The sequence below is a fragment of the Lacinutrix venerupis genome, assembly GCF_003663945.1.
In the GTDB taxonomy this organism is placed as follows: domain Bacteria; phylum Bacteroidota; class Bacteroidia; order Flavobacteriales; family Flavobacteriaceae; genus Lacinutrix; species Lacinutrix venerupis.
Window position 1 is genome coordinate 448,788 of record NZ_RCCH01000001.1, and the last position, 23,583, is coordinate 472,370.

At 29.8% G+C, this 23,583-nt stretch carries 21 protein-coding genes; 6 read left to right on the plus strand and 15 right to left on the minus strand.

Annotated features, from left to right (window positions below):
- Positions 1-29 precede the first annotated feature (29 nt).
- Positions 30-953 carry an AraC family transcriptional regulator gene (locus CLV86_RS02105; RefSeq protein ID WP_076733053.1) on the plus strand — a complete coding sequence of 308 codons (924 nt, stop codon included), beginning with the start codon at positions 30-32 and terminating at the stop codon, positions 951-953.
- On the opposite strand, the gene CLV86_RS02110 is transcribed toward CLV86_RS02105, so the two are convergent.
- From CLV86_RS02110 to CLV86_RS02120, 3 genes are all read right to left on the minus strand, one after another.
- A complete protein-coding gene (locus tag CLV86_RS02110) occupies positions 950-2,323 on the minus strand; it encodes an alanine/glycine:cation symporter family protein (RefSeq protein WP_121049092.1) in 1,374 nt (457 codons plus the stop codon). The two genes, CLV86_RS02105 and CLV86_RS02110, sit on opposite strands and share 4 nt — an antisense overlap.
- 95 nt (positions 2,324-2,418) lie before the next feature.
- Positions 2,419-3,369, minus strand: a complete 951-nt coding sequence (locus tag CLV86_RS02115) for a phosphoribosylaminoimidazolesuccinocarboxamide synthase (protein WP_121049095.1) — start codon at positions 3,367-3,369, stop codon at positions 2,419-2,421.
- Positions 3,370-3,460: 91 nt separating this feature from the next.
- Positions 3,461-4,417, minus strand: coding sequence for a PhoH family protein (locus tag CLV86_RS02120; protein WP_076733050.1), 957 nt, complete (start codon positions 4,415-4,417; stop codon positions 3,461-3,463).
- 122 nt (positions 4,418-4,539) lie between these two features.
- On the opposite strand from CLV86_RS02120, the gene CLV86_RS02125 reads away from it, so the two are divergent.
- The 5 genes from CLV86_RS02125 to CLV86_RS02145 all read left to right on the plus strand — a co-directional run bounded on the left by CLV86_RS02125 (position 4,540) and on the right by CLV86_RS02145 (position 9,907).
- Entirely contained in the window at positions 4,540-5,373 is an 834-nt protein-coding gene (locus CLV86_RS02125; protein WP_121049098.1) for an SAM hydrolase/SAM-dependent halogenase family protein, read from the plus strand.
- 3 nt (positions 5,374-5,376) lie between these two features.
- Complete coding sequence (locus tag CLV86_RS02130) at positions 5,377-5,673, plus strand: putative quinol monooxygenase (protein ID WP_076733048.1); 297 nt, start codon at positions 5,377-5,379, stop codon at positions 5,671-5,673.
- A gap of 56 nt (positions 5,674-5,729) precedes the next feature.
- Positions 5,730-8,120: a gliding motility-associated ABC transporter substrate-binding protein GldG gene (gene gldG, locus CLV86_RS02135; RefSeq protein WP_121049101.1), complete on the plus strand. Its 2,391-nt coding sequence runs from the start codon at positions 5,730-5,732 to the stop codon at positions 8,118-8,120.
- Between the two features lie 128 nt (positions 8,121-8,248).
- Complete coding sequence (gene dnaN / locus CLV86_RS02140; protein WP_076733046.1) at positions 8,249-9,367, plus strand: DNA polymerase III subunit beta; 1,119 nt, start codon at positions 8,249-8,251, stop codon at positions 9,365-9,367.
- A 159-nt stretch (positions 9,368-9,526) separates the two neighbouring features.
- The gene (locus CLV86_RS02145) at positions 9,527-9,907 is read left to right on the plus strand and encodes a lipocalin family protein (protein WP_121049103.1); all 381 of its coding nucleotides are present in this window, start codon (positions 9,527-9,529) and stop codon (positions 9,905-9,907) included.
- Between the two features lie 71 nt (positions 9,908-9,978).
- On the opposite strand, the gene CLV86_RS02150 is transcribed toward CLV86_RS02145, so the two are convergent.
- From CLV86_RS02150 to CLV86_RS02210, 12 genes are all read right to left on the minus strand, one after another.
- Positions 9,979-10,536, minus strand: coding sequence for a hypothetical protein (locus tag CLV86_RS02150; RefSeq protein ID WP_121049106.1), 558 nt, complete (start codon positions 10,534-10,536; stop codon positions 9,979-9,981).
- An 8-nt stretch (positions 10,537-10,544) separates the two neighbouring features.
- Entirely contained in the window at positions 10,545-12,602 is a 2,058-nt protein-coding gene (locus CLV86_RS02155; RefSeq protein WP_121049109.1) for a T9SS type A sorting domain-containing protein, read from the minus strand.
- Between the two features lie 193 nt (positions 12,603-12,795).
- On the minus strand, positions 12,796-14,013 hold the full coding sequence (locus CLV86_RS02160; protein ID WP_121049112.1) for a hypothetical protein: 1,218 nt from the start codon (positions 14,011-14,013) through the stop codon (positions 12,796-12,798).
- A gap of 113 nt (positions 14,014-14,126) precedes the next feature.
- Positions 14,127-14,879 (minus strand): LytR/AlgR family response regulator transcription factor, encoded by a 753-nt coding sequence (locus CLV86_RS02165; protein WP_121049115.1) that lies wholly within the window; start codon positions 14,877-14,879, stop codon positions 14,127-14,129.
- 3 nt (positions 14,880-14,882) lie between these two features.
- Entirely contained in the window at positions 14,883-17,786 is a 2,904-nt protein-coding gene (locus tag CLV86_RS02170; protein ID WP_121049118.1) for a sensor histidine kinase, read from the minus strand.
- Positions 17,787-18,158: 372 nt separating this feature from the next.
- Positions 18,159-18,494, minus strand: a complete 336-nt coding sequence (locus tag CLV86_RS02180; protein ID WP_121049121.1) for a DUF4870 domain-containing protein — start codon at positions 18,492-18,494, stop codon at positions 18,159-18,161.
- A gap of 96 nt (positions 18,495-18,590) precedes the next feature.
- Positions 18,591-19,004, minus strand: a complete 414-nt coding sequence (locus CLV86_RS02185; protein WP_121049125.1) for a DUF6691 family protein — start codon at positions 19,002-19,004, stop codon at positions 18,591-18,593.
- Positions 19,005-19,010: 6 nt separating this feature from the next.
- Entirely contained in the window at positions 19,011-19,565 is a 555-nt protein-coding gene (locus CLV86_RS02190) for a YeeE/YedE family protein (protein WP_121049128.1), read from the minus strand.
- A 159-nt stretch (positions 19,566-19,724) separates the two neighbouring features.
- On the minus strand, positions 19,725-21,137 hold the full coding sequence (locus CLV86_RS02195; RefSeq protein ID WP_121049131.1) for an MBL fold metallo-hydrolase: 1,413 nt from the start codon (positions 21,135-21,137) through the stop codon (positions 19,725-19,727).
- 68 nt (positions 21,138-21,205) lie between these two features.
- Positions 21,206-22,000, minus strand: coding sequence for a sulfite exporter TauE/SafE family protein (locus CLV86_RS02200; RefSeq protein ID WP_121049134.1), 795 nt, complete (start codon positions 21,998-22,000; stop codon positions 21,206-21,208).
- Positions 22,001-22,066: 66 nt separating this feature from the next.
- Positions 22,067-22,699, minus strand: a complete 633-nt coding sequence (locus CLV86_RS02205) for a Crp/Fnr family transcriptional regulator (RefSeq protein ID WP_121049137.1) — start codon at positions 22,697-22,699, stop codon at positions 22,067-22,069.
- A 61-nt stretch (positions 22,700-22,760) separates the two neighbouring features.
- Positions 22,761-23,537, minus strand: a complete 777-nt coding sequence (locus tag CLV86_RS02210) for a M90 family metallopeptidase (RefSeq protein ID WP_121049140.1) — start codon at positions 23,535-23,537, stop codon at positions 22,761-22,763.
- Between the last annotated feature and the right edge of the window lie 46 nt (positions 23,538-23,583).

Genomic DNA, 23,583 nt, shown 5'->3' on the forward strand with positions numbered 1-23,583 from the left:
TTATGGATTAAAATTTTGTAATATTGAGTATGAAGTCTTTATTAAATAAACATAAAAGCAAAAGAAAAATTACTACTTTAGTAGAGAACAGAACGACGTATAGTGCTGAATACGCAGAGCTTAACATTTATGAAACTCATGCTTTTGCAGAAAAAGTTTCGTTAACTTTTGATTTTCCTATTATAGCTAGCATGCTTACAGGAAAAAAAGTAATGCATATTGATGGATTTGAAGCTTTCGATTTTTTTCCTGGAGAATCTGTAGTTATGCCTACAAAAAAAGAAATGGTTATTGATTTTCCTATTGCGACCAAAGAACAACCAACACAATGTTTAGCTTTAGGTATTGATGCCTTTAAAATTGATGAAGTTGTTGAAAAATTTAATCAACAAGTAGCTATTGAAAATGAAAATAACACTTGGGATTTGGATGAAACTGCTTCACATTTAATAAATAATATAGATGTTAATCATTTAATTGAAAGATTAACTTATACTTTTACTAATAACAATAAATCTAAAGATGTATTATTAGATTTAATGATACAAGAATTAATTGTTAGACTGCTACAAACTAAAGCAAAATCCCTAATTATAAATGATCCGCATCAAGTATTTAATGATACTAGAATTGGAACTGTTATTAAGTTTATAAAAGAAAATTTAACCAATAAAAATATTAGTGTAGATCTTTTAGCTAAGAAAGCATATATGAGTACTTCTCATTTTCATAAACAATTTAAGAACACATTAGGTATATCTCCTATTGATTATATTAATTCGGAAAAAATAAAGTTTTCAAAAAAACTGATTAAGGAATCTAAAAACTTTAGAATGTCTGAAATTGCATTTAAATCCGGATTTAATAACACAAGTTATTTTAATAGACAGTTTAAAAAAATGGAGTTAATGACACCGCAACAATTTAAAGCCTCTATAAACAATAAAGCTTAAGCGTTTTTAGTTCTTTTAAAATATGCTTTTGCCTCTTTTAAAACTTTTGGAGCTAAAATTAAAGTTGCTGTCATTGTTGGTATTGCCATTAGCGCAAATACACCATCTATTAAATTAATCATTAATGCTAAAGAAGTTGTTGCTCCTAAAATAATACTTAAAATATAGAAGTAATTATAATAATGTTTGTTCTTTTCTCCTACAAGAAACGACAAACACTTACCGCCATAATAGGCATAAGAAAATAAAGACGACACACTAAAAACAACAATACAAAGTAATAATAAATACCTACCAAATGTTGGCATTGCAGCACCAAAAGCATTAGCTGTTAAACTTACTCCATTTGCTTCTGTAGTTTGCCAAACACCTGTTACTAAAATAGCTAAAGCTGTAAGTGTACAAACAATTAAAGTATCTATTGCCGGACCTAACATAGCAACTAAACCTTCACGAATTGGTTCGTTTGTTTTTGCTGCGCCATGTGCTAAAGGCGCAGTACCTATTCCTGCTTCGTTAGAAAATGCACCACGACGAATTCCCAGAATAATTAATCCACCTAAAAGTCCGCCTAAAAAGGCATCACCTTTATAATTTTGTGCTGCAAAAGCATCTGTAAAAATGAGTTTAAAATATGTTGGTACCACATCTACATTCACAAATAAAATTACTAAAATTAATACAAAATAGAGTAATACCATACTTGGTACTAGTTTAGATGCAACCTTACTAATCCTATTTAAGCCTCCTAAAATTACAATAGATGTAATTGTAACTAAACAAATACCAATAATTAAATTTGACGTAAAATTTACGGCAACTCCATTTGGCTTTAATACAATATCATTAATTGCTTGTGTAAGTTGATTTACGTTAAAAACAGGTAACGCACCAATTAAGCCACAAAGACTAAAAAATACAGCCAAAGGTTTCCAATGTTTTCCCAAACCTTCTGTAATAAAATACATTGGTCCACCTTGTGTATTACCTTCACTGTCTTCTCCTCTATACATAATCGCTAAACTAGACGTGAAAAACTTTGTAGACATGCCAATAATTGCACTAATCCACATCCAAAAAACAGCTCCCGGTCCACCAATGGAAATTGCGACAGCAACACCTGCAATGTTTCCCATACCAATAGTAGAAGATAATGCTGTTGTTAAGGCTTGAAAATGGCTTATTTCGCCTTTGTCTTCTGGATTGTCATATTTACCACGAAGTACTTGTATGGCATGACCTAAGTAACGAAATGGTAGAAAACGAGATAGAATTAGCAAATACAAACCTCCTCCTATTAATAATATTAATAATGGTAGTCCCCAAACGAATGAGGCAAAATCTGCTATAATTTTATTTATTGTCTGCAATGCTTAAATTTTTAATGTGTAAACTATTGTAAATAAAAAGACCTGTCTGCTTTAAAAAAAATAGACAGGCTTTTTTATAAAAATTTGATGATTTATTATTTAGATAAATAAGCCATAACATTCTTCTCTATACGTTCTTGAATATTACTTACATCTGCTTTTACAAATTTTTCACCCATAATTTTTTCATATAATTCTATATATCTTTCTGAGACAGTTTCAATATATTCATCACTCATTACAGGAACGGTTTGTCCTTCTAAACCTTGAAAATTATTAGCAATTAGCCATTGGCGTACAAATTCTTTAGAGAGTTGTTTCTGTGCTTCACCTTTATCTTGACGTTCTTGATAACCATCTGCGTAGAAATATCGTGATGAATCTGGTGTGTGAATTTCATCGATTAATACAATTTTTCCTTCTTTAGTTTTTCCAAATTCATATTTAGTATCTACTAAAATTAAACCTCGAGAAGCTGCAATTTCTGTTCCTCTTTTAAAAAGTTTTCTTGTATAATCTTCTAAAACTATGTAATCTTCTTCTGTAACAATTCCTTTTGCTAAAATATCTTCTCTTGAGATATCCTCATCATGATCTCCCATTTCTGCTTTTGTTGCAGGTGTAATAATTGGTTCTGGAAATTTATCGTTTTCCTGCATTCCTTCTGGCATAGCAACTCCACAAAGTATACGCTTTCCTGCTTTATATTCTCTAGCTGCATGGCCAGACATGTAACCACGAATAACCATTTCTACTTTAAAAGGCTCACATAAATGACCTACAGCTACATTTGGATCTGGTGTTGCTGTTAGCCAATTTGGTACCAAATTTTCTGTTGCTTTCATCATACTTGTTGCAATCTGGTTTAATATTTGTCCTTTGTATGGAATACCTTTTGGCATCACTACATCGAAAGCAGATAATCTATCTGTTGCAACCATTACTAATTCTTGATCGTTTATATTGTAAACTGCTCTTACTTTTCCTTTATAAAGACTTTTTTGATTTGGAAAGTTAAAATTAGTGTCTATTATTGTATTACTCATTAGTTTTATTTATTGATGAGTTGATTTATTATTTTTTATTAAAATACTTAATAAGTATTAGGCAAAACAAAGGTATAAATACACTTTAAAATTATGCTTCAATATTTTCAATATTTCTATAAGCAGCAATAACTTTCTTAACTAACTTATGCCTAATAACATCTTTATCGTCTAAGAAAATCATACCTATACCTTCAATATCTTTAAGTACTAAAAGCGCTTCTTTAAGTCCAGAAACAGTACGACGTGGCAAATCTATTTGACCTGGATCACCTGTTAATAAAAATTTTGCATTTTTTCCCATACGTGTTAAAAACATTTTCATTTGTGCATGTGTTGTATTTTGACCTTCATCTAAAATTACAAATGCATTATCTAATGTTCTACCACGCATAAATGCTAATGGTGCAATTTGTATGGTTCCGTTTTCTATATACTGCGATAGCTTTTCTGGTGCTATCATGTCGCGAAGTGCATCATACAATGGTTGCATATAAGGATCTAATTTTTCTTTTAAATCTCCTGGAAGAAACCCTAAATTCTCACCTGCTTCTACTGCTGGACGCGTTAAAATTATACGTTTAACCTCCTTATTTTTTAATGCTCTTACAGCCAATGCCACTCCGGTATATGTTTTTCCTGTTCCAGCTGGACCAATAGCAAAAACCATATCGTTTTTACGTACCAGCTCAACCATTTTTCGCTGATTTGCCGTTTGAGCTTTTATTATTTTACCATTAACACCATGTACAATAGTTTCGCCGCTTTTTTCGGAAGTAGCATAATCGTCACTACTATTACTGGTTAGCACACGCTCTATTACGTTTTCATCTAATTTATTGTACTTAGCAAAGTGTTTTAGTAACATGGTTAGCCTTCTGTCAAACTCATCTAGGAGTTCTTCTTCGCCATAAGCTTTAATTTCATTGCCGCGAGCAACAATTTTTAATTTTGGAAAGTGCTTTTTTAAAAGCTTAATATTTTCATTTCCTGCTCCAAAAAATTCTTTTGGAGTAATTTCTTCAAGTTGAATTATTATTTCGTTCAAAAGCGCACCGTTTTAATTAAGTTTTTATATTCTAATTTCTTAGTTTTGTTCTGTGTTATAAACTTAAGAAAGTTATAGAACTTTTATTCGCTAATATTAAAATAAATATCAACAATTACTAAATGGCAATTATCACGTTAACAACAGACTTTGGTGAGAAAGATCACTTTGCTGGTGCGATAAAAGGCGCTATTTATAGCGAAATGCCAAATGTTAGAATTGTTGATATCTCTCATTCTATTTCTCCTTTTAATATTCCTGAGGCTGCTTATATTATTCAAAACGCATATAGTAGTTTTCCAGATGGCACTATACATATTATTGGTATTGATGCAGAAATAAATCAAGAAAACAAACATATTGCAATGGAATTAGACGGGCATTATTTTGTTTGTGCTAATAATGGTATTATGAGTATGATTTGTGCTGAAATTTCGCCAAAACAAATTGTAGAAATAAACATTCACGATAAAATTGAAACTAGTTTTCCTGTTTTAGACGTTTTTGTAAAAGTTGCTTGCCACATTGCTCGTGGTGGTACGCTTGGAGTTATTGGTAAAAATATTACAGAAATTAAACCAATTAGAAATTTACAACCATATGTAAATGATGAGAAAACACAAATTATAGGTAGTATTATTTATATAGATAATTATGGCAATGTAGTTACTAATATAAAGAAATCTTTTTTTGAAAAAATACAATTAGGACGACCTTTTGAAGTCTCTGCAAGAAACCATAAATTTAAAAATATACATACTAAATATAGTGATATTGTAAATTTTGATACACCTGAAGAATTAAGAACAGATGAAGGTCGAGGACTGGTTGTTTTTAATTCTTCTAATTACTTAGAAATTGCTATTTATAAAGGAAACACCGGAAATATTGGTGGAGCAAGTAGCTTAATGGGATTAAAATTACGTGATACCGTTTCAATTAATTTTATAAAATAAATAATGTTAGTAAGAATTGTAAAAATGAGTTTTGCAGAAGAAAATATCGAGACTTTTCTCGCTAATTTTGAAAAAGTTAAACTAAAAATAAGAGGTTTTAATGGTTGTCAATATTTAGAATTATATCGTGATAAGCACAATACAAATATCTTTTTTACGTACTCTTATTGGAATACTGAAAACGATTTAAATAATTATAGACACTCCAATTTATTTAAAGATGTTTGGGCAGAAACAAAACCAATGTTTAATGCTAAGCCTGAGGCTTGGAGTGTGGATAAAGTTGTTAGCTTACAATAAACAATCTGCAATAGAGAATAAAAGTATAATTTAGATAATAATAATAAACATTTTAAATGTTCGCAATCTTAAAAAAAGAAATCAACTCATTTTTTGCATCACCAATTGGTTATTTGGTAATTGCAATTTTTCTACTACTAAACGGTCTATTTTTATGGTTATTTAAAGGCGAATTTAATATTCTAGATTACGGTTTTGCAGATTTATCGTCTTTCTTTTTATTAGCGCCTTGGATTCTTATTTTCCTTATTCCTGCTGTTACCATGCGTAGCTTTAGCGACGAAAAGAAACAAGGCACTTTAGAACTGTTATTAACAAAACCTATTTCGCATTCGCAAATTGTACTTGGCAAATACCTTGGAGCTTTTTTATTAATAATTTTAGCACTAATTCCAACTCTACTTTATGTTTATACAGTAAACCAATTAGGAAAACCTGTAGGAAATTTAGATGTTGGTAGCACTTTAGGTTCTTATTTTGGATTATTATTTTTAGTAGCAGCTTATACTGCAATAGGTGTTTTTTCTTCAACATTAAGCGACAACCAAATTGTAGCATTTATTATTGCTGTGTTTTTATGTTTTTTATTTTATGTTGGATTTGAAGGTTTAGCAGATATTTTAGGCAGTTTTATAGAACAAATTGGTATGGCGTCTCACTTTAAAAGTATGAGCCGAGGTGTTTTAGATACACGAGATATATTTTATTTTTTAAGCATAACTTTCTTCTTTATTTTTTTAACCATAAAACGTATAAATACCGAAGCCTCTAAAAAAATAAAATGGCTACCTCTTGTTATCATTCCATTAGGTTTAATTGTTTTTAATATTTTAAGTTCTTCAATTTATAAACGCTTCGATTTAACATCAGATAAACGCTATACGCTAAATAAAGCCTCTTTAAATGTTGTAAAAGATGTAGATTCTCCTATTATAATTGATGTGTTTTTAGAAGGCGACGATTTTCCTTCAGAATTTAGAAGACTACAAACAGAAACCAAACAATTGTTAGAAGAATTTTCTGCCTACAATAGCAATATAAAATTTAGTTTTATAAATCCTATTGAAGATGAAGCCACTAGAGATAATAATATTGCCCAACTTACAGAGCGTGGTTTAACACCAATGCAATTAAGTGTTCAAGAAAATGGAAAACAATCGCAACGCGTTATTATTCCATGGGCTTTGGCGAGTTATAATAATCAAACGGTAGACATTCCTTTGGTAAAATATAAAGTGAATGCCAATCAACAAGAATTAGTAACAAATTCTGTACAGCATCTAGAATATGCCTTTGCCGATGGCTTAAGTAAGTTAATACACCCTAAACGAAGAAAAATTGCTGTTTTAAAAGGCAATGCAGAACTAGAAGATAAATACATTGCAGACTTTTTAAAAACACTTGGCCAATACTACTATATTGCTCCATTTACTTTAGATAGTGTCTCTGCAAATGCACAAAAAACATCAAAAACTTTAAATAGTTACGACTTAGTAATTGCTGCAAAACCAACTGAAGCCTTTTCTGAAGAAGAAAAATATGTGCTTGACCAATATACAATGAATGGCGGAAAAAGTTTATGGCTTATAGACCAAATTAACATGGAAAAGGATAGTTTATTTAATCCTGAAGGTAAAAACGTAGCAGTACCACGCGATTTAAATTTAACTAACTTTTTCTTTAAATATGGAGCCAGAATAAATCCATTATTAACAAGTGTTAAGAGCCAAAACATAGGTAGAATTACATTGGAAACAGGACAAGACGAGAGTTTAAAATTACAGCATTTTTTATGGCCATATTCTCCTTTGGCTTTAAGCGATGTAAACCATCCAATAGTGAATAATATAAACTTTGTAAAGTTTGATTTTGCAAACCAAATAGACACGCTTAAAAACAATATTAAAAAAACAATATTATTAAAAAGCGATAAACCAAGTCGTTTAGAAGGCACACCTAAAGAAATTAGTTTAGGTTTTGCTTTGCAAGAGCCACCTTCAGAATTGTTTACAAAAGACAGACAGAATTTAGCCGTACTATTAGAAGGTGAATTTACTTCAGTTTACAACAATCGAGTAAAACCAATAAAACTTGATAATGATAGAACAAAAAGTACTGATACTAAAATGATTATTATAGCAGATGGAGATGTTATAAAAAACGATTTAGACAAAGGCAGACCAACAACTTTAGGTTTCGATAAATGGACAAAAGAAACTTATGGTAATAAAGAATTCTTACTTAATGCGGTAAACTATCTTTTAGATGACGACGGACTTATAAACATTCGCAGCAAAGAAGTAAAAGTTGCGTTTTTAGACCAAGTAAAAATTGCCAAAGAAAAAACAAAATGGCAAATACTAAATATTGTTTTACCTTTATTGATTTTAGGGCTATTTGGGTTCATTTTTAATTTTTTAAGACAACGTAAATACGTTAAAAAATAATTATATTTTTAGTATAAAATCATCTTGTTTTCGTGGGAAAAAACTGTTAATAAGTTTGTTTCAGTTTTAGGTGCTTAAACTCTATATTTGTATTAATTAATATTCAGAATTTAACGACCAGATTATATATGAAGTTTATAGTTTCAAGCACGTATTTACTTAAGCAATTACAAGTTTTAGGTGGAGTAATTAACAGCTCTAACACCTTACCTATTTTAGATAATTTTCTTTTCGATATCGATAATAACTCACTTACAGTTTCTGCAAGTGATTTAGAAACCACTATGTCTTCAACTTTAGATATAGAAAGCGATAGTAAAGGAAGTGTTGCTATTCCTGCTCGATTATTATTAGACACTTTAAAAACATTTCCAGAACAGCCATTAACATTTACAGTAGAAGAAAACAATACTATTGAAATTAGTTCTAACCATGGAAAATATGCATTAGCTTATGCAGATGGTGCAGAGTTTCCTAAAGCTGTTGCCTTAGAAGATCCTTCAAGCACTACAATTGCTGGAGACATTTTAGCAACTGCTATTAGCAAAACTATTTTTGCTGCTGGTAACGACGATTTAAGACCTGTAATGAGTGGTGTTTTCTTTCAATTCTCGACAGATAATTTAACTTTTGTAGCAACAGATGCTCATAAACTAGTAAAATATACTCGCGAAGATGTTTCTGCTTCTCAAGTTGCAGAATTTATTATGCCTAAAAAGCCTTTAACATTATTAAAAGGAATTTTGGCAACAAGTGATGAAAACGTTACAATTGAATATAACGATTCTAATGCTAAATTCACTTTTGAAAACACCGTATTAGTTTGTCGTTTAATTGATGGAAAATATCCAAACTACGAAGCTGTAATACCTAAGGAAAACCCTAATAAATTAAGTATAGATCGTACACAGTTTTTAAGTTCTGTAAAACGTGTTAGTATTTTCTCTAACAAAACAACACACCAAATAAAATTAAAAATTGCTGGAGCAGAATTAAATATTTCTGCCGAAGATATAGATTACTCTAACAAAGCAGAAGAACGTTTAACTTGTGATTACCAAGGAGACGATATGCAAATAGGTTTTAACTCTCGTTTTTTAACAGAAATGCTTAACAACTTAAATGCTACAGATGTACAACTTGAAATGAGTATGCCTAACAGAGCTGGAATTTTAACACCTATTGATGGTCTTGATGAAGGTGAACATGTAACAATGTTAGTAATGCCAGTGATGTTAAATAGCTAAAATAAACTCTTATATATAACTAATAAACGCAATCTTTTAAGGTTGCGTTTTTTTTATCTATTCGATAAACAAAATAATAAGCACTTAATCGGATAAGTAATTGAAAGTTTGAACTTTAATTATAAATTTATTCTTTTCAATTTTTATTAAAATAAATTAATGTATAACTCTATTAGATTAGTATTAATTCTTGCTATTTGTTGTTTACAATTTAATTGTAGCTCAGACGACAATGGTAACGCCATTGACCATAGCACACACAATGTATTAATTGGTGAATGGTTAAGAGAAGATTTTAATGAAAATACAGAATATAAATTAACTTTTAACCCTGATAATACAGTATTAAATACATTTAAAATTACTACTGAAGAAGGTATAACATCTACTGCACAAATTTATAATTGGTCTATTGAAAATAATTTAATTACCATAGAAAATTTTGCAAACAACGAGAATGTTACAACTTCTTACGAACTTATATCAAATGAAATTGTAATTCTAAATAACCTATCAGAATATCAATTTTTAAGACAATAATTTCTCAAATACATATAAAAAACGCAACCTAATTAGGTTGCGTTTTTTATTTTATATACTTACTAAATTATTTACTCTTCATCATCTAAAGACATAAATGCACCATTATAATTTCCTGAAATTTCTGTGCCATCACTTCTAACAAAATTAAATGTTAATGTTAAATTATCAACAGAATAGTTAGTTACAGTAATGTTACCAGACGTAACCTCTAAATCTGAATTAGAGCCACTATTGTAAAATTGACTAAACCCGTTTTCATATTCAGAATTAATAACATCTCCATTTACAATAAATTCTAAACTTGATATTTCAGACAAATCATAAGTGACATTAGATGTCAAATCTGAGTGGCCTATTCTAGCCGTAAAGTAATCTACACTATTAAGTGTAGTACCATTATAAGACGCTTCAATTTGTGCTTGTGTTTTATTTGTTAAACTTAAAAACACTGAATTATTTAATGTAGGTTCAACAATAGCTGTATTCATTTCAAAATCTGAATCTCCAACAGTTATTTTATTTGTTACTGCATTGTCTACAATTGAATTATTATCATCGTCTGAAGAACAATTTAATACGGCTAAAGCAAGACAAAATAAGATTACAAGTTTGTTTAATTTTTTCATTTTAAAAATTACTGTTTTAAGATTTTTATTGTTTGGTTTGATTGGTTAGTGTTTATGTTTAAAAAGTACATTCCTGTTGGTAAATTAGAAATATTAATTTGAGATTGATTAGCTATTTCAAGTACTTTTTGACCATTTACATTAAATACTGAAACGTTTTCAATAGTTTGATTAGTCTTAATATTTACAACGTCTGTTGCTGGATTAGGATATAATTTTATTGAATTTGTACTTAAAGAAACAGCATCAACACTTAATGTAGAATCGTATTCATAAGCACCTAAATCTATTGTAGAGTTGAAAATTCTTGTGTTACCTGATAAATCTAAATCACCAAATAAAGCAGTATTATAAAATGTGTTTTCTCCATTATCTAAAACGTAAGAGGAACTTGTTGTTGGTTTATAATCTGCACTTAAATTAAGTGATACTGTATTTGGATCTAAATCTTGAACATTAGTAAATAATGGTGCTGCAAAAGCTCCAGATGCGCCTCCATTGTTTGTTATTTGAGTTATAGAATTATTAATTACTAATTCATAATGATTACCTTGTGTACCATAAGAAATATCTCTATCTGCATAAGCTCCGTTTAACGTATTGCCAAAAAAGATAGAGTTATTTATCTCTAAGTGTCCTCTAGTATTATCAGATCCCATGATAATAGCCTGTCCAAAAGATGTATTATTGACGTTTACTACATTATTATTAATAAAAGATGAATTAGTTATTATTAAATCTAAGTCACTGAAGTTTGTAAATGAACCATCAGGAATTCTATATGCATTGATAACAGAAAACTTGGTTTGGTTGTCAGCAAATAGTACGTTAGAAAAGTCTGCAAAAATATTGTTAAAACGATCTGTAAGTAATAAAATAATACTTTGTCCTGTACTTATATTATTTGTAAAACTAACGTTGTAAAGTTTGAAGTTATCTTTTAAACCAAAACCTTTAATTAAAAAGTCATTACTATAGTTATTTTTAAAACTACAGTTTTTTATACTCAGGTTTTCAATCCAAGTTGAAGCACCACTATATCTTGAATAAATAACTCCATTATCTTGATTGTTAGCATTACTTGAGGTATCGTAAATATTTTCTAAAATAAAACCGTCAATAATAATATTAGTAGCATCTACTAATATTAATCTATCGGCATTATCAGATTTATTAGATGTAAAATCACCATCAATATCATCACCGTTCATATCACCTGTAATAACAGTTGCATTAGCTGTATTTATTAAAGATAAATCCCTATCTGACAGTTGAGTTTCAGTACCATCAAAACCACCATAAATAGCAACACTTGTATCATTTATTTCTAATGGCGTGTTTTTAGTTGTTGGCTTATAAACACCTTTAGCTACCCATATTTTACTATTTGGCGTAGCACCAACTAATGCAGCATCAATCGTTGTGTAAGCATCAGCCCAAGAACTTCCGTTATTTGCTCCAGAAGCGTTGGCATCTACATAAACAGGTCCATAATTACAGTTAGAAGAATAGCTAGAGTTTGCATCTCTTGTCCATCCATTAGCATATTGGCCTGCATTAGTATAAGGTGGCGTAAAACTTGCATCATGCTGAATACATGTTAAATTAGGATTTCCGTATGATTTCATATACGAAAAATTAGCATTATTCCCATTAGCTAAATTTAATTCTACTAACTGATTATTTTGACAATGAATCTGATTTAATGTTGGAATACCACTAACATCTATGGTTGTTATTTGGTTGTTTGCACAATGCAATCGTGTTAAATTAGTATTGTTACTAACATCTAACGATGTTAGGATATTTGAATATACTTCTAATGTAGTTATATTTACAAAAGCTTCAATTCCTGTTAAATCTGTAATTCCTAAACTTGTAGCCGATATTGTTCCTGTAAAGGCTTGCGCTTCTGCAACAGAAATTTCGCTATCACCATTAGTATTAATAGTTGGATCTCCAACAAGATAAGCTTTAAAATTAGCATCGGGAATGTTTATTTGCGCATATATGCTACACCATGCAGTTGCTATTAAAAAGGAAAATAAGAGTAATGTTTTTTTCATTGTAGTTAAGATTAATATTAATTTCATCTACAAAATAACAGTAACACTAAAGGTTTTTAATTTGCTTTTTTCTGAATAGCTCTAATTTCTTTCTGAATGAATTACATAGGTTATTCTTACACTTTAAATCAAATAAAAAAGCCTGCTTAAATAAGCAGACTTTAAAAACTTTAGGTTAATAGCGCGTTTTTAATTATTCGCAATTCATTTTTTGTCCGTATGGCATTTGTCCATGTATAACACCACCAAATTGAGAACTACCATAACCACTACCATTGTATTGCTGTTTGATTAAAAAACCTTGTAAATAGCAGTCGTTATTTTTATTTTTTTCTGTGAATGCGCCTTTAATCCAACGGTACAAAATATGTCCTGTGTATTTGTTTTTTACAATACTCCAATCGTTAGATTCTATGTTTAATTTTAAAAGCTTTGCGCCATCTTTGGCTATGGTTTTAGATACATTTTCTTTAGCAAAACTCACTAATGAAGCATTACTATTCATGCTACCTGCTTTTGGCATTTTTATAGCATCCATGGTTGATTTTGCAGCTGCATCATAATTTGCTTTTAACGTGGCTTCAAACTCTTTTACAATTGGCTTCGCTTTTTCTAACCACTCTACATGAAATTGTTGCTCGCCTTTACCAATCACGTTTAAAATAGTAATATCTTTTTCGTGCATGTACGATGGTACATTAAATGCGTGTCCACCTTGGTGCGATGCTGCATAAATTACAAATACATCTTCTGCAATTAGCATACCTCTTACTAAAATTGGCATTCCTGTACCAAGCTCTAAAGTTTGCGATCGGTCTGCGCCAACTTTGGTTGTAAACATTCCTGAAACCAACTCGTAACCAATATATCCTTCTGGTGACATAGCTACTAGTTCTGGTGTGGTTAAAAAGCGTAACCATGCATAATCTGGATCTTGTGCAGGTAATAAATCTACATTATCACCCATGTCTGTCATTTGACGTCTTATTTTCACACGGTCTACACCAACTGCGCTCATGCCCTTTGTCATTGCAAATGGATATGACATGTATAAAAACTCATCACTTACTGAATTTGCAGATTTAGGCTTATTAGCTTCGGCTTCTTGTTGCTTTTTCTCAAGATACTTTTGATAGTATAAATCTTGCTTTGCCTGGTCGTTTGGGTATTTTTGAGCTAATTCTGCTTTAAATTCCTCATCCGTGTATTCTGTTTTTGATGAATTTTCAGTTGAAGAACTGCCAACGATACCTGAAGCGTTATCAGATTTTGAAGACGAGCTACTCTTTTCTTTTTTATCTAACTTCTTCTCTACTGCTGCTTTGGCTTTCTTTTTTAGCATTTTACCAAATTGAGCATGAGAGACGTTGTAGCATAATGCCAAAACGAATAATAGAACTATTTTTTTCATAAGAATTGTGTTTAATAGGCTTCAAAATAAAGCACTTAGTCACTATTCTTAATTTGTTTTTTTCTGAAAATGATGATTTTTTTTCTGAAGGAATTTCAAAAACTTCAAATAAATCACATAAACGTTTCCTTAATCACTTCAAGAAACTGATCGCGCTTAGATTTTGAAATAGGAATGCGTTTTTGGTTATTCATTAATAAATAATCACCATCATCTCTTACCAATTCGTCTACATATTTTAAGTTGATTAAATACGATCGATGACATTTAAAAAACATCGCGTTGCGCTCTAATTGCTCAACAAAATGCTTTAATGGCTTGCAAATGGTTTTTTGTTTGCCATCCATAAGCTGTACGTTGGTGTACATACCATCTGCTTCAAAATAAACAATATCATTGTGAGATGCGAACATAATACCTTTTGGTATTTCTAATGCAATTTTATCTATTGACAGTTGCTTTAACGAGTCGCGTAACTTGTTTAACTGGTCGTTTAAATTGTTCGTTTTTATCGCTTCTTCAGCTTTTGCAACTGCTTCTTTTAACTCGTTGGTATCAACTGGTTTTAATAAATAATCTACAGCGGAAAGCTTAAAAGCTTCAATTGCATATTGATTGTATGCCGTTACAAATATGATTTTAAAATCAATATGGTTTGGGAAGTATTCCAAAATATCTAATCCAGACTGATTAGGCATTTCAATATCTAAAAAAACAACATCAGGTTTACTAGATTTTATTAAATCTACTCCAGATGCTAAATCTTGTGCTTCTTTAATGCTAGTAATACTTGCGCAATGTTCGGTTAGCAAGTTTGATAGTAAATGTCTGGCGCGTTTTTCGTCGTCTATAATTATCGCTTTCATATCTTAATGTATTGGCATGGTGATGACCACTTTTGTACCTGCAGCAACGTCATTTTTGTCATACAAATCGTTGGTAGTTATGGCTATATCACGTTTTAATTTGTTTTTATAAAGATGCACACGTTCTTCATTAGCTTTAGTAGCAAACGGTTTGTGTTGTTGGTTTGGTCGTTTTAATTTTTCGGATTGCTCTCTACCAATTCCGTTATCTTCAACCGTAATTTCTAATTTATTTTGCTGAATAATTTTCGCTTCAATATGTAATTTTCGGTCGTTTAATTTGTGTAACAATCCGTGTTTTAAAGCATTTTCAACATATGGTTGAATGAATAATGATGGTACTTTTATTTGTCTAGTTTTCAACTGATTATCAATAACAACCTTATATTCCAATTCATCTTCAAAACGCACTTTTTCTAATTCTAAATACAATTTTAAGGCATTTAATTCTTCCTCTAAAGTAATTTCATTTTGCTGACTGTAATCTAAATACATGCGGATTAATCGGCTAAACTTTACTAAATACGAGCTTGCCAATTCCTTTTCATTCGAAATAATATAATCTTGAATGGAGTTTAAAGCATTAAAAATGAAATGCGGATTCATTTGCGACCTTAGATTTTCTAATCTTAAATTGGTGATTTTTTTGTCGGTTAAAATTTTATCAATTTCGCTAATACGTTGTGCTTCTTTTTGTTGTAATCGCCATCTAAAATAAATCCAAATTAAAGTAATTATTGATATTAAAATAATACTATAAAACCAATAGGTTTCCCAGAATGGCTTTGCTATTTCAAAAGTAATTGGTGATGCAAAAACAGCTTTTTTTGCACTAACATTTTTTGCTTTAATTTCAAACGTATATGTACCACTTGATAAGCTATTAAAATTTACAAAGTGAGTGTTTAAAGGTACATTTTGCCAACTGGTATCAATTTGTTTTACACGATATTGGTAATTAACATGCTGGTTAGATTGAAACCCATTGACATTAAATTTAACACCAATTTTATTAAAATTATAAGGCAATTTGTAGTTATTAGTAACCAAAGTATCCCGATCGTTTATGGTTACTGCTTCTACCCTAACTTTGGCTGTTTTAAAGGTTTTAAATAACTCTTGAGATTTAGGAAGTGTATAAAATGCTTTTGGCTGTATTATTACAATTTGATCTTCAAGTACCAAAAAGTCGTTTACAGCAGTATTTAACCCATCTTGTGCATTTAAAAATTTAAGTTGATGTGCTTGGGTATGATATTGAAACAGTCCAGAATCTGTAGATAGCCATAAAATATCTCCTTGAGATTGTATTGCATTTATTTGAAGATTGTTTGGTAACTTAATACCTGAAGGTTTTAGTTTATCGTTTTCATATTTTAAAAGTCCGTTATGTTGTGTAGCTAACCAAATGGTTTTGGTTGTATTTGCCATAGCATTAACCAATAAACTGTTTGCGTTATAAGTGATTTCTTCTGAAGAATAAGTTGCTGTATTGTACTTAAATAATCCGTCAATATAAGACACAAACAAATTGTTATTATATACCACTGAAGCCTTTACACGACTGTCTTTAATACTATTTTTTTTAAATTCACCAAACGGATTTTTATACAGAATACCTTGACGGTAATTACCATAAAACAATGTGTTGTTATCTATTTTTGAAAATGTTTTTGCTACCGAAAACCTATTGTTTACATCGGTAATTTTATCTGTCTTTAAATTAACTATAAACGATTCTGACGCATTAATACTTACAATTAGCAGCTGTTTTTGTGCATCAAAATATAACTTACCCACAATTTTTTTTCCTGGTAATTTAAGTGTTTTTGTAAGTATGTTTTGTTTATAAAATAATAACTTACCATTATTAGTTCCTAAAACAAATTGATTGTTTTGCAGTGCTGTTGCAGCTGTTACTTTTGCATTAATTGCATCTAAATTGATATGTCTAATTTTAAGGTTTGGAGATACAAAAACACCATTGTCTAACGTAGTAAACCAATAATTTTTGTTAAAATCTTCTTGAACATCGGTTATAGACTCATTACTAAAAAGCTGCTCTTTAAAGGTAAACACATCATTTTTAAATTTATAAATAAAAGCACCAGAACCTGTTAAAAACCAATAAGTATCCTTAAAATTTAATAAACTATAAATAATTTCGTTCTCTATTTGTGTAGGTGTTTTAAGCTGTGTTACTAAATTATTTGCTTTATTAATTGAGTAAATAACATTATTGTTTTTATTTTTATGTGTAAAGAAAACAGCTTTATTAAAGGCAAATAATCTTGGCGATTGTATATTATCACTGCTTATAATTTCAAATATTTTTGAACTTTTATTTTTATCGAATTTATAAATGCGATGACGTTTTACGTCTCCTTCATTATTTATAGTAAAAGTGTAATTGGTAGTGTTAATAGTAGAATTACTAATACACATGCCATCAAAAAATTTAGTGATTTTTTTTGTTACAATATCAATATCGTAAATACCTGTTACAGTAAATAATCTAATATAATTTTCGTGAATTGAAAATGGTGCTAATTGGCCAACAACTAACTTACTAGCGTCATGAAAAAGTTTAAGACTATTATTTTCTACATAAAAAATTTGCCCATATATATTATTACACCATAACGTGCCATTGGCATCTAATTGTAATTGAAAAAGAGAATTTGCTTTTTGTTTTGGATGACTAAATTTTTTATAAATTTTACCATCATAACGATACAAACCTATATCTGCTGCCAACCAAATGTAGTTTTGTTGGTCTTCTAAAACGTCGTAAAACTCAACATCTGGTAGTTTAGATACGTTTGCCATAGGCACAAAAACAGGATTTTGTGCTTGAACAAAACAAATGCTAATTAAAAATAATATGTAATAAATAAAACGTGACATAGTGACTAACAAACAAAATTAATATTTAATCGTGTATTCCGTTTTATTTTTTTCTGTAGCCTTGTCTTTTTTTTCTAAACAAAAAGCGCAACCTCCATAGGTTGCGCTTTTCTTTATCTTAAATTAATATTCAACTAACTAACAAAATTATAAGATAAAGGTATTTTAAAGATAACTATTATTCTTTACTTAAACTATTATAAACTACTGCTAATACAAGCCCTAAAGATATTCCTATGGGAATTCCATAACTTACCCAAAAAGCTGTATCATTGGTTAACGCTCCTATTATAGAACCAATAGTTACACCAAAAGAACTTCCTAATGCAACACCTAGTCCAATGCGTTTAGTTTTTTTAGATTCCGTTTTTATTATATAAATTTATAACTTAATGGATACGTTGGATTTTCACCATTACTTGCCTTAATAGCATTTACTATTGGATATAATATTGAAAAAACTCCTAAAACTATAAAACCTAATAAACCAAGTCCAAATAGAAGTATTAAAGGAATACAGATAATAAAATTAACAATTAAACTTAATTGAAAATTAATATTTTTTTTTCCTTGTTCATCAATATGGTAGTCTTCATCCTTTTTAGTGAACCATATTATTAATGGAACAATAAGTCCTCCACAACCTGTAATTGCTGTTAGTAATTGACTTAAATGAGTAATTACTAATAATTGTCTGTCTCCTTGCATAGTATTTTGATTTAGTTGCTGAATCTTCAGCAAGATTGATTGATACTAATAAGACTAACAATTTAGCAAATTGTTACAACTATAAATGTTAAAATATTAATGAGGTAATTTATTTTTAACTAATCCGTATAGAAAAGTTCCAAGTGTAGCACTAATTAAAACAATTAAAATTGGTAGGTAACCTGCTCCTACAAGAACAAATATAGGTCCAGGACATGCTCCTGCTAAAGCCCAACCTAAACCAAAAATAATACCTCCAAACATATATCTTGAAAAAGATTTACTTTTAGGTGCTATTGTTATTGGTTGCCCATCAAAAGATTTAACATTGAAACGTTTTATTAAGAAAACAAATAAAACACCAAAAACTAATGCGGTACCAATAATACCGTACATATGAAAAGATTCAAAACGAAACATTTCATAAATACGAAACCATGAAGCAGCTTCAGATTTATACATAACAATACCAAAGAAAAAACCTATAAATATATATAATAACTGTTTCATAAAATTTTAAAAAATAAAAGGGAATAATAAATGAACCATAACTAGTCCTCCAATAAAGAAACCAATTACAGCAATTAAAGATGGTAATTGTAAATTACTTAATCCTGAAATAGCATGACCAGAAGTACAACCTCCAGCATAACGGGCACCAAAACCAATTAATAAACCACCAACTACTAAAATTAATATTGTTTTAATATCGCTTAGAGCTTCTATTGAAAAAAGCTCTACAGGTAAATATCCATTTTCTGTAGAAATATTTAATTGAGTTAATGCCACTTTTGTAGCTTCACTTATTTCTGGAATTTCTGGATTAGATAGATAATGAGAGGCTACAAAACCACCTAACATTGCACCTAAAACAACTAATAAATTCCATTTGTCTGATTTCCAATCAAAATTAAAAAACGAACTCGCTTTACCTGCTCCACATGCTGCACAAAATGTTCTTAAATTAGAAGACATTCCAAACTTTTTGCCCATTAGCAAAAGAACTAACATTATACATGCAATTAAAAAGCCTGAAACGTACCAAGGCCAAGGTTGATAAATAATTTCCATTAGTTAATTTTTTGTTTCAAATATAGTTTTTTAAACAAGTATTAATTGTAACAATAGTAACACAACTGCATCCTTATTTTTACATAATTACACATGCTTATTAAAAAAACGTGTATTACAATTTGTAACACACGTTTTTACTTATTTATTAATAATGATTTATAATGTTGATGGGCAAACGTAATCTGTTCTAGGTATTGACGTTTTTTTAATTGCGCCATAACCTCCTTCTACATTTATTAAGTTGTGAATTCCTCTACTTTTAAGTATTGATGCTGCTATTACAGATCTATAACCACCTGCGCAATGCACATAAAAAGGTTTGTTTTCTGGAAATTTATCTAGATGACTATTAATATTATCTAAAGCCGTATGTTTTGCATCTACAATATGTTCAGACTTAAACTCGCCATCTTTTCTAACATCGAAAACAACATCTTTATTTTCTGGATATTGCTTTTCAAATTCTTCTGTAGAAATTGAAGCCATAGTGTCGTACTCCATTCCTGTATCTTTCCAAGAATTAAAACCACCTTCTAAATAACCTATAACATTATCGAAACCAACACGAGATAAACGTGTTATTACTTCTTCTTCTCTTCCTTCTGGAGTTACTAATAATATTGGTTGACTAACGTCTGCTATTAATGCTCCTACCCATGGTGCAAAACCTCCATCGATACCTATAAAAATAGATCTTGGAATATGACCTTTAACAAATTCTTTTTGATGACGTACATCTAAAACTATTGCTTCTGTTTCGTTAGCAGCTGCTTCAAAGGCTTTAGGTGATAATGGTTTTTGAGATTTTGTCATCACATTATCGAAACTTTCGTAACCTTTAATATTCATCATTACGTTTTGTGGAAAATATGCTGGAGGCTCTGCTAAACCGTCTAAAAGCTCTGCTATAAATTCCTCTTTAGTCATATCTGCACGAAGTGCGTAATTAACTTCTTTTTGATTCCCTAAAGTATCTGTGGTTTCTTTACTCATGTTTTTACCACATGCAGATCCTGCTCCATGAGCTGGATAAACAATAATATTATCTGGTAATGTCATGATTTTGTTTCTTAAAGAATCAAATAAATAACCAGCTAATTTTTCTTGAGTTAAATCTGAGGCAATTTTTTGTGCTAAATCTGGGCGCCCAACGTCTCCAATAAATAAAGTGTCTCCGGTTACAATACCATGTTCTTTACCATTTTCATCTATAAGGAGGTATGTTGTACTTTCCATAGTATGACCCGGTGTATGGATTACTTTTATCTTATAGTCACCAATTTCAAATATTTGTCCATCTTCTGCTATTAAAGCATCGTAAGATGGCTTTGCTGTAGGTCCAAATACAATTTGAGCTCCTGTTTTCTTTTTTAAATCTAAATGCCCTGAAACAAAATCTGCATGAAAATGTGTTTCAAAAATATATTTTACTTTAGCATCGTCTAATTTTGCTCTTTTTATATAAGGTTGCACCTCTCTTAATGGATCTATAATAGCTGCCTCTCCATTACTTTCTATGTAATAAGCTGCATGTGCTAAGCATCCTGTATAAATTTGTTCTACCTTCATTTTATCTATTTTAATTCTTCAAATTTACTAATGTTTTTAAATTTTTATAGTAACAAAAGTTACAATTATCATTTTGTTAACTCTTTAAAAATGATATAAACCGACATTGCTAAAACAAACCACCCAAAACTCTTTTTTAATTTTCTACTAGAAATAAATTTTGAAAAGTAACCTCCTACTAAAATTCCTAAAATGGTTACAAAAGAAAATGTTAGTAAAAATTTCCAGTCTATACTTAAAACTTGTACATCTCCAGCAAATCCAATTAAAGAGTTTATTGCTATAATTATTAAAGATGTCCCTACAGCTTTTTTCATGTCTAAACCTGCCCAAAGCACTAATGCTGGCACATATAGAAAGCCTCCTCCAGCTCCTATTAATCCTGTAACAATACCTATAAATATACCTTGTAAAAAGGTTTTAAAATATGCTTGTGGTTTTCTCTCTTCTGTAGCATTTTTTTTAGACTTTATCATTGAAAAGGCAGATAGAAACATAATTACTGCAAAAAATATCATGATTGCCATTCCCTTTGTAAATGAAAAATCACCAAAAGTAAAAAGTGTTTCTGGTATTGCTGGCACTAAAAACCGTCTTGAAAAATACACCGCAATAAATGATGGAAACGAGAATATTAATCCTGTTTTAAAATCTACTAGGCCTTTTTTATGTTTTTGTATAACTCCAACCAAAGAAGAAGATCCTACTACAAATAAAGAGTATGCGGTAGCTATTACAGGATTAAAGCTTAAAAAATATACTAATAAAGGTACTGTTAAAATTGAACCTCCGCCACCTATTAATCCTAGAATTGCTCCAATTAAAAAAGCGCCAAAGTATGTTATAATTTGCTGTATATCCATTTTAAGGTAAGTTGAATGCAAACTTAATTTACATTTCTAACTTAATTTGTAACATCTGTTACATTGTTATAATTCTAGAATTTTAATATTATTTCTATGTAATTCTATTTTTCCATCAATCTCTAAAGTTTTTAATAATCTAGAAATAACTACACGAGAGGTGTGTAAATCGTTAGCAATTTGTTGGTGTGTAACATGTATAACTTCATTATGGTTAACCATTGCTTTATCTTTAAGATATTTAAATAAGCGTTCGTCCATTTTTAAAAATGCAATAGTATCTACTGCTTCAAGAAGCTCTGTCATGCGATTATGGTAGCTTTGTAATACAAAATTTTGCCAACTTTTATATTTAGAAAGCCATACTTCCATTTTCTCGACTGGCACCATAATTAATTTGGTATCTGTTTCTGCAATGGCTCTAATTTCGCTTTTAGCGTTTCCTAAACAACAAGAAAGCGTCATTGCACAAGTGTCTCCATGTTCTAAAAAATAGAGAATGAGTTCTTCTCCATCTTTATCTTCTCGTAAAATTTTAACAGCTCCACTTACCAAAAGCGGCATCGATTTTATATAATCTCCTATTTCAATTAATTTAAAACCTTCTGGTACATCTTTGTATGTGCCAACGTTATTAATTTCTTGAAGTAATTCGTCTTCAAATAAATAACCGTATTGTTCTTTAAGCTCTTTTAACATAAACCTTTTTTACGATTGTAAATTTAATGTTTTATCATTAGTTAAAATATGAATATTATATTTAAGAATTACTTTTAGGCTTTTGAAAGCACAGAGACAACATTTTAAATAATTCTGGATGTTTTTGTTTAAACAGTTTTGGTCTTTCGAAAAAGTATTCTGAAGCTACAGCAAAAAATTCGGCTTGACTTGTTCCTCCATATTTTCTAATATCAGATTCGTTATTATTTATAGCTTCCATTTCTTGGTGCATTAATTCTAACCAAGGTTTTATATAATCTTTTCCTAATAATTGTTCTGGAATACCATCGGTTTGCCCGTCCATTTTATCTAATAAATGTACAAACTCATGTACAGGTGTATTATGCTTATCGGTATCGTTTAAAAACGATTGTCTTAAAGCTTTTCTAGAAAGAATCATTTGTTTTTCAAAACGACCAGTTCCAACCATTCCAAGGATTTTTCTTGATTTATTTTTTTCATCGAATTGCAAATCTTCATCAAAAGTATCTGGATACAATATAATACCACTTAAATTTTTGTAATGCCACTCTTTAAAACCAAAAACAGGAATAATTGCACTTGCTGCAATAAGAATTCTATCTAACTCTTCTATTTCTATTTTTACACTGTCTATTGTAACTTCAGTAAAAAAAAGCATCATTCTATTCTGAAATATTTTTTGATTCTTTTTAGATAATTTTGAATAGAACAGTACGTTTTCTGTTAAAATTTTATGCCAATGTTTAGGAAACGCTTCTTGTTTTTTTTGAGCTGTTTTTGTAAATGCATAGACTGCAAACGCAACTAAACCAATAAATATAATAATGTATACCATAAAAGTTATGTAATAAGTATAAAGAAACACTAATATTTTTAAATTT

Coding starts and splice junctions, on each gene's coding strand:
- CLV86_RS02105 (WP_076733053.1), top strand. CDS start 30: ATGAAGTCTTTATTAAATAAACATAAAAGCAAAAGAAAAATTACTACT.
- gldG (WP_121049101.1), top strand. CDS start 5,730: ATGTTCGCAATCTTAAAAAAAGAAATCAACTCATTTTTTGCATCACCA.
- CLV86_RS02190 (WP_121049128.1), bottom strand. CDS start 19,565: ATGGAAATTATTTATCAACCTTGGCCTTGGTACGTTTCAGGCTTTTTA.
- CLV86_RS02195 (WP_121049131.1), bottom strand. CDS start 21,137: ATGAAGGTAGAACAAATTTATACAGGATGCTTAGCACATGCAGCTTAT.
- CLV86_RS02125 (WP_121049098.1), top strand. CDS start 4,540: ATGGCAATTATCACGTTAACAACAGACTTTGGTGAGAAAGATCACTTT.
- CLV86_RS02180 (WP_121049121.1), bottom strand. CDS start 18,494: ATGCAAGGAGACAGACAATTATTAGTAATTACTCATTTAAGTCAATTA.
- dnaN (WP_076733046.1), top strand. CDS start 8,249: ATGAAGTTTATAGTTTCAAGCACGTATTTACTTAAGCAATTACAAGTT.
- CLV86_RS02200 (WP_121049134.1), bottom strand. CDS start 22,000: ATGGATATACAGCAAATTATAACATACTTTGGCGCTTTTTTAATTGGA.
- CLV86_RS02170 (WP_121049118.1), bottom strand. CDS start 17,786: ATGTCACGTTTTATTTATTACATATTATTTTTAATTAGCATTTGTTTT.
- CLV86_RS02150 (WP_121049106.1), bottom strand. CDS start 10,536: ATGAAAAAATTAAACAAACTTGTAATCTTATTTTGTCTTGCTTTAGCC.
- CLV86_RS02210 (WP_121049140.1), bottom strand. CDS start 23,537: ATGGTATACATTATTATATTTATTGGTTTAGTTGCGTTTGCAGTCTAT.
- CLV86_RS02145 (WP_121049103.1), top strand. CDS start 9,527: ATGTATAACTCTATTAGATTAGTATTAATTCTTGCTATTTGTTGTTTA.
- CLV86_RS02160 (WP_121049112.1), bottom strand. CDS start 14,013: ATGAAAAAAATAGTTCTATTATTCGTTTTGGCATTATGCTACAACGTC.
- CLV86_RS02115 (WP_121049095.1), bottom strand. CDS start 3,369: ATGAGTAATACAATAATAGACACTAATTTTAACTTTCCAAATCAAAAA.
- CLV86_RS02205 (WP_121049137.1), bottom strand. CDS start 22,699: ATGTTAAAAGAGCTTAAAGAACAATACGGTTATTTATTTGAAGACGAA.
- CLV86_RS02185 (WP_121049125.1), bottom strand. CDS start 19,004: ATGAAACAGTTATTATATATATTTATAGGTTTTTTCTTTGGTATTGTT.
- CLV86_RS02165 (WP_121049115.1), bottom strand. CDS start 14,879: ATGAAAGCGATAATTATAGACGACGAAAAACGCGCCAGACATTTACTA.
- CLV86_RS02155 (WP_121049109.1), bottom strand. CDS start 12,602: ATGAAAAAAACATTACTCTTATTTTCCTTTTTAATAGCAACTGCATGG.
- CLV86_RS02130 (WP_076733048.1), top strand. CDS start 5,377: ATGTTAGTAAGAATTGTAAAAATGAGTTTTGCAGAAGAAAATATCGAG.